The 7,036-nt window shown below is 38.9% G+C and carries 6 protein-coding genes; 4 read left to right on the top strand and 2 right to left on the bottom strand.

What is annotated here, in order from left to right:
* Positions 1–285: 285 nt before the first annotated feature.
* Together M3Z76_RS17860 and M3Z76_RS17855 are read right to left on the bottom strand one after the other, a co-directional pair.
* Entirely contained in the window at positions 286–468 is a 183-nt protein-coding gene (locus M3Z76_RS17860) for a hypothetical protein (RefSeq protein ID WP_293929515.1), read from the bottom strand.
* The gene (locus M3Z76_RS17855; protein ID WP_293929514.1) at positions 461–655 is read right to left on the bottom strand and encodes a hypothetical protein; all 195 of its coding nucleotides are present in this window, start codon (positions 653–655) and stop codon (positions 461–463) included. Before M3Z76_RS17855 ends, M3Z76_RS17860 begins: the two co-directional genes overlap by 8 nt.
* Before the next feature lie 502 nt (positions 656–1,157).
* Here M3Z76_RS17855 and pth point away from each other — a divergent pair.
* The 4 genes from pth to spoVT all read left to right on the top strand — a co-directional run bounded on the left by pth (position 1,158) and on the right by spoVT (position 6,349).
* Positions 1,158–1,721, top strand: a complete 564-nt coding sequence (gene pth / locus M3Z76_RS17850; RefSeq protein WP_293929513.1) for an aminoacyl-tRNA hydrolase — start codon at positions 1,158–1,160, stop codon at positions 1,719–1,721.
* 58 nt (positions 1,722–1,779) lie between these two features.
* A complete protein-coding gene (locus tag M3Z76_RS17845; protein ID WP_107840081.1) occupies positions 1,780–2,007 on the top strand; it encodes an anti-sigma-F factor Fin in 228 nt (75 codons plus the stop codon).
* A 123-nt stretch (positions 2,008–2,130) separates the two neighbouring features.
* A complete protein-coding gene (gene mfd, locus M3Z76_RS17840; RefSeq protein WP_293929512.1) occupies positions 2,131–5,652 on the top strand; it encodes a transcription-repair coupling factor in 3,522 nt (1,173 codons plus the stop codon).
* Positions 5,653–5,812: 160 nt separating this feature from the next.
* On the top strand, positions 5,813–6,349 hold the full coding sequence (gene spoVT, locus M3Z76_RS17835; protein WP_293929511.1) for a stage V sporulation protein T: 537 nt from the start codon (positions 5,813–5,815) through the stop codon (positions 6,347–6,349).
* Positions 6,350–7,036 lie beyond the last annotated feature (687 nt).

The raw sequence follows: 7,036 nt of genomic DNA, 5'->3' as shown, positions 1-7,036 counted from the left end.
CACTCCTAGTAAATTATTGAGACTATTATACTTTATAAACTCCCAATTTACTGTGTCCATAATTTAGACTATCATCAATGAACCAAATAGCTAAAACAAAAAAATAGTGTTTAGCGGGTGTTAGTGCAACGCTGGCAAGGTAAAAGCATGGTATTGTTGCGATTAAAAAGAATATCCTGATGATGAATATCATGTCACTTTTCTCCTGTAGGTGGCAGTATGTAGATGAATGATAAAAATACAAAAAAGATAGAGCATAGCGACTGAAACACCAAGCAGTAATTTTTATTCATTTTTCGCTCTTCGTTTATAGACAATCCCATTAATTAATAACAAAACTCCTAACATCATAGACAAGGTAAAGGATGTTTTATTAACCTCTGTTTTTAATAAAATTGCCACAAAATTATTTAAAAATATAATTGCACATAAAATAAAAAATAAATTAGCTCTTCCATTATTACTCATGACTTTTCTTTCTTTCGTTTACTTTTTTACGAGTGTCGTTGACATACCATAAAAAGAAGCCTGACGATAATGCTAAAACAAAGGGTGACCAATTAAATCTTCCATCTAAAATTGCTGTATATAAAGTTCCCGTTATACCGAACATACAGATGATTGTTAATGTAATCATCACTTTTTTATATTCCATCTATAAAACCTCCCTTATTTGTCATTGTAAAGTTAGGAAAACGAAAAAACAATTGCGTGATTCCGCATAAAAATGATGCGGTGTCTATAGTAGGAATAATCTAGCATCTGTAAAAAACTGTGTTATTCTAGCAATGAGACGAGTTTTTGAGGAGGGAGTAAGAAAAGATGTTTTTCAAAACAAGTGATCATAAGATTAAATATGCGAATAACGCTTATTGGTGTACTTTTGTATTTTGGGGAGGCGTATTACTGATAAATTCCTTTTCACAGCATTTTTATGACAAAAGGCTATTAGCAAATGACTTTTTAATATTGATTATAGGATTAACTTTATTTTTTATAGTTCATTTTTTATCTAAATTATTAGATGCTTTATCTAGCTCTAACAATTAGAGAATGATACATACAGGACACAATCACCAACAAAGGACACTGAGCAATTTCTATGGTAGAATAGGCTAGAATTGCATAAGTAGATAAAACTAAAAGGGTGAACATAGATGAAATTGATTATTGGTTTAGGCAACCCTGGCAAGCAATATGCGCATACACGTCATAATATTGGCTTTGATGTGATTGATGCATTAGCTGAAAAATGGGGAGCACCATTAAATCAAACGAAATTTAATGGCATGTATGCGACGCTGCACCGTCCAGAAGGTAAAGTAATGTTGTTAAAGCCGTTAACATATATGAATTTATCGGGGGAATGTGTGCGTCCGATAATGGATTATTTTGATATTGCCGTAGAGGATATTATCGTCATTTATGATGATTTAGATTTAGAAACAGGTAAGCTGCGTTTACGTCAAAAGGGAAGTGCTGGTGGACATAATGGGATTAAATCATTAATTCAGCACTTAGGAACGCAGGATTTTAATCGTATTCGTGTTGGCGTGAATCGCCCACCAGCAGGCATGAAGGTAGCAGATTATGTACTATCAAAATACTCGCAGGACGAACGACCGATTATGGACGATGCGATTAAAAAATCTTGCGATGCTGTGGAATTGGCGTTAACGAAAAAGTTTTTAGATGTAATGAATGTCTTTAACGGTGCATAAATAAACAACAGAAAGTCTATACTTTGAATACAGATATGTATTTGAAGGAGGACTTGCCTTGTCAGTTCGTTATCGTTGTAGACATTGTGAAACAGAGATTGGGACATTGCCATTTGATGCGGATGAAACAATTCGTAAGCTTCATCAATTTGAAATTGGTGAAGTGGATGATTATGTGGAAAGGGACGAGCGCGGAGATACAACAGTGCATTGTATATGTGAGCACTGTGAAGACTCCTTAAGGCAGTTTCCTGATTATCACGCATTAAAAAAATGGCTACAATAAAATAATAAACTTAAGCTGTCCGAAAAGTAGATGGATTTCTATTTTTCGGACAGCTACTTGTACTTTTATTGAAATATTTACCTATATGCGAAAATTAAGGGCTCTACGAAAGGAGGCTTTGCTATGGAAGTTTTTCATCAATTATTCTCGCAAGATAAGCATATAAATGCATTTTTACAGCAAGTAACGAAGGACCGTCAAGCAAGCCAATTAGTAACAGGCTTAACAGGTGGCGCTAGGCCAGCATTGTTACAAGCCGTTTATTTAGAAACAGGGCGACCGTTGTATGTGTTAGCTCCAAACTTATTGCAAGCACAAAAACTAGTGGATGATTTAACGGCACTTGTTGGAGAGGAAGAGGTGCACTATTACCCAGCCGAGGAGTTTATTGCAGCAGGGATGTCTGTAGCATCCCCAGAGCTTCGAGCACAGCGAATTACGACACTTGACTATTTAGTTAATCATAAGCGTGGCATTTATATTATTCCTGTTGCAGGTATGCGCAAAATGATGACACCAATGAATATATGGCAGTCACATATACTGCATACAGCAGTCGGCGAGGAAATTGTCATTGAGGAATGGCTGAATCAGCTTGTAACAATGGGGTATAGTCGCAGTCAAATGGTGACAACACCAGGCGAATTTGCAGTGCGTGGAGGAATTTTAGATATTTATCCGCTCGATGCAGAGGCACCAGTTCGTATCGAGTTATTTGATACAGAGGTAGACTCGATTCGAACATTTTCAGCAGATGACCAGCGCTCAATTGATAAGCTGAGCAGTGTACGCATTCTACCAGCAACAGAATTGCTGTTAAATGCAGAGCAGCGCGTACAGCTCGCAATTCGTTTGGAGGAAGCGCTAGCAAATAGCTTAAAAAAAGTAAAAAAGCAGGAAATTCAAGAGCTACTTTACCAATATATTCAACAAGATATTGCTTTATTGAAGGATGGAAATTTGCCTGATACTGTCGCAAAGTATGGCTCATTATTGTTTGAGCAGCAAACATTTTTAGGTGATTATTTTGCACAGGATGGTATCGTCTTTTGGGATGAGCTTGGGCGCATTCAAGAAGTAGCAGATGCGTGGGAGCGCGAGGAGACAGAATGGTTTTTATCGTTAATTGAAGAGGGCAAAATGCTGCATGATGTAAAGCCATCGTTCACATTAAAAGAAATTGATGCGATGCTCACATTACCAAACTATTATTTTGCGCTATTCACAAGAACGTTTTCAGGCTTTAAGTTTAGTAAAACAGTGAACTTTTCTTGTAAGCCGATGCAGCAGTTTCATGGGCAAATTGCTTTGCTGCAATCAGAGCTTGTGCGTTGGCAGCAGGATAAATATACCATTTTATTTGCAGCAGAAGGCAAAGAGCGTCTTGCAGCGATTCAGCGTACATTGGAAGACTATCAAATTCATGCACAGCTAGGATTAGGGCAAGGAGCAGGCATTTATTTAATTGATGTTGCATTAACGAATGGCTTTGAGCTACCACTCCAAAAAATAGCGGTTGTAACAGATGACGAGCTATTTAAGCAGCAGACAAGAAAACGAGCACGCTCACAGAAGATGTCCAATGCAGAGCGTATTAAAAGCTACTCGGAAATTCAGCCTGGCGATTATGTTGTGCATGTGCATCACGGTGTAGGGAAATATATCGGTATTGAGACGCTCGTTGTTGGTGGTCAGCATAAAGATTATTTGCATATTCGCTACAGAGCAGACGATAAGCTCTATGTATCTGTTGACCAAATCGACTTAGTGCAAAAATTCGTCGGGTCAGAGGACAAGGAGCCGAAGCTACATAAGCTAGGTGGACCAGAATGGAAAAAGGCAAAGGCGAAGGTGGCTTCTGCGGTACAGGATATTGCAGATGATTTAATTAAGCTTTATGCAAAGCGTGAGGCAGAGAAGGGCTTTGCTTTCTCTCCTGATTCAGATGACATACGTGCATTTGAGGATTTATTCCCTTATGAGGAAACAGAGGACCAGCTGCGCACAATTATTGAAGTGAAACGCGATATGGAGCGTGAGCGACCGATGGACCGTCTTGTTTGTGGTGACGTTGGCTACGGTAAAACGGAGGTAGCAATTCGTGCGGCTTTTAAAGCGATTCAGGATGGCAAGCAGGTTGCCTTTTTAGTGCCAACAACGATTTTGGCACAGCAGCATTTTGAAACGATGCAGCAGCGCTTTGCGGAGCAAGCTATTAATGTTGGATTATTAAGCCGTTTCCGCACGAAAAAGCAGCAAACGGAAACAATAAAGGGCTTGCGCAATGGAACAGTTGATATGGTAATTGGCACACATCGCATGTTATCAAAGGACGTTGTTTATAACGATTTAGGATTGCTGATTGTGGATGAAGAGCAGCGCTTTGGTGTAACGCACAAAGAAAAAATTAAGCAGCTCAAAACAAATGTCGATGTACTGACATTAACAGCTACGCCGATTCCACGTACATTGCATATGTCGATGGTTGGTGTACGTGATTTATCTGTTATTGAAACACCACCACAAAACCGCTTCCCTGTGCAAACCTATGTCATGGAGCATAACGGAGCGCTTGTGCGTGAGGCAATTGAGCGAGAAATGGCGCGCGGTGGGCAAACGTTTTATTTATATAATCGTGTAGAGGATATGGCTCGCCGTGTTGAGGAAATTCAAATGCTAGTGCCAGAAGCACGTATCGGCTTTGCACATGGTAGAATGACAGAATCAGAGCTAGAGGCGACGATTTTGGAGTTTTTAGAGGGTGAATACGATGTGCTTGTTACAACAACAATTATTGAAACAGGTGTCGATATTCCAAATGTTAATACATTAATTGTGCATGATGCCGATCGTATGGGACTGTCACAGCTTTATCAATTGCGTGGACGTGTTGGACGTTCAAATCGTGTCGCATATGCTTATTTCATGTATCAGCGCGACAAAGTGCTGACAGATGTGGCAGAGCAGCGCTTACAGGCGATTAAAGAATTTACTGAGCTGGGCTCAGGCTTTAAAATTGCGATGCGCGATTTATCAATTCGTGGAGCAGGAAACTTATTAGGTGCACAGCAGCACGGCTTCATTGATGCAGTCGGCTTTGACTTATATTCACAAATGTTAGAGGAGGCCATTGTTGAGCGTCAAACAGGTGTGAAAAAGGAAGAGAAGCCAGATGTCGAAATTATTTTGCATACAGAGGCATATATTCCTGATGCTTATATTCCAGATGGCTATCAAAAAATTCAAATGTATAAGCGTATTAAAGCGATGGAGCATGTCGAGGATTATGTAGAAATTATTGATGAAATGCAGGATCGCTTCGGTGATGTACCAACAGAAACGGTGCGCTTACTACGCATTGCGCGCATGAAGGTATGGGCTTTAGCAGCAGGCGTTGAGTCAATTAAAGAAAAGCAGGGCGTGATTTCCATTCATTTATCAGAGCAAGGTACAGCGCAAGTAGATGGTGGGAAAATTGTTTCTGAATCAATGAAATACGAGCGTGCAACAGGCTTCAGCATGGATGGCATGAAGCTGACAATAACAATCGACAGCAAGCGCTGTAACAAGCATTTGCCATTTGATGTCTTAGAAGGCATGATGCAAATTATTGCCGAGGCAATAAAAGAGCCTGTGGAGCAGTGATATTGAAAACATTATAGAGGTTAAAAAAATATGGCAGTTGAAAAAGTCCTCTCTTTTCCAACTGCCAAAATTTTTTGGTTGAGCTTGCATACATTTCAACATTTTACACCATACTAGGAAAAAGCATAGTTTGAATTTGTTGAAAGTGAGGCAATTAATAATGAAAGCAACAGGAATTGTACGACGTATTGATGATTTAGGACGAGTTGTTATTCCGAAAGAAATTAGACGCACGATGCGTATTCGCGAGGGAGATCCGCTTGAAATTTATACAGACCGAGAAGGCGAAGTAATTTTAAAAAAATACTCACCAATTAATGATTTAGGTGAATTTGCACAGGAATATGTAGAATCGCTTTATGAAACGTTTGGCACACCTGCACTAATTAGTGACCGCGATGAAGTCATTGCGATTGCAGGTGCCTCGAAAAAGGAGTATGTCAATCGTAGACTATCTGCTTTTGCAGAGGACTGCTTGAAATCTCGCAATACGACGCTTGAAAAATTGGAAACAACTTTGGAAATTGTACCAGGACAGTTTGAGCAAGTAAAATCTTACTGCATCGTGCCAATTGTTAACAATGGCGATATTATCGGAGCAGTTTACTTATTTTCCAAGGCACACTTTATCGGTGAAGTCGAACAAAAAGCAGCGGAGCTAAGCGCAACATTTTTAGCGAAGCAAATGCAGCATTAATTCCAAAGCCACTGGATGCAGCGAATGAGCTCATTTGGTGGTTTTTTATGGTTAAATACACCGAAAAGGTAGTCTAATGTTAAAATAATTAAGAGAGCAGAAGAAGATTGTTTTGGAAGGTATATCCAAAACAACTAGATATAAATTAGGCGTGCCAGACATATGCACAATTTCAAAAATGCAACTTATTCCGCCCAAAATAGTCCTTCTACGAGAGATGCTGTATTCATGCTATAGTGTAGGCACTCGTATAGATGAGGAAGGGCTGTTAGTATGACGCAATATGGAATGAAAAATATATGAGAGGTTCACTTTTAGTGAAAATGCTGGTTGCCGATTATCTCATTTTTGTTGTCGGGACATCTGGTGGTTTTGTGGTTATTGTTTAAAAAATGTTGGAAGATATTGTGGTTAATGGCATCATAATGACCCCAATTACGTGATTGAATCATTCAATAAATTAAGAAATATACAAAACATAAGAAGCAGTTTCCGAATGAAGAATCGCTGGAATGTTTCTTAATGACGTAGTTTAAAGACTATAGTTCACATTTTGCTAGATATTGTTACATTGACCTTCATCAGACTGATGGGAAGATGGCTGAAACAAGAACCGATAAACTAATTTGGATATGATAACCCTTTCCTACACATCCAAATTAAAGTTTTGAACAAGTTTATCTAAAT

Origin of the sequence: Metasolibacillus sp., assembly GCF_025291715.1 — a bacterium.
GTDB classification, from domain to species: domain Bacteria; phylum Bacillota; class Bacilli; order Bacillales_A; family Planococcaceae; genus Metasolibacillus; species Metasolibacillus louembei.
Note: the sequence above shows the minus strand (reverse complement) of the source record. Positions and strands in the feature narration are given on the sequence as shown.

Bases quoted from the DNA above. Each gene is read 5' to 3' on its own strand.
- mfd (WP_293929512.1), top strand. From the start codon at position 2,131: ATGGAAGTTTTTCATCAATTATTCTCGCAAGATAAGCATATAAATGCA.
- M3Z76_RS17860 (WP_293929515.1), bottom strand. From the start codon at position 468: ATGAGTAATAATGGAAGAGCTAATTTATTTTTTATTTTATGTGCAATT.
- spoVT (WP_293929511.1), top strand. From the start codon at position 5,813: ATGAAAGCAACAGGAATTGTACGACGTATTGATGATTTAGGACGAGTT.
- M3Z76_RS17855 (WP_293929514.1), bottom strand. From the start codon at position 655: ATGGAATATAAAAAAGTGATGATTACATTAACAATCATCTGTATGTTC.
- pth (WP_293929513.1), top strand. From the start codon at position 1,158: ATGAAATTGATTATTGGTTTAGGCAACCCTGGCAAGCAATATGCGCAT.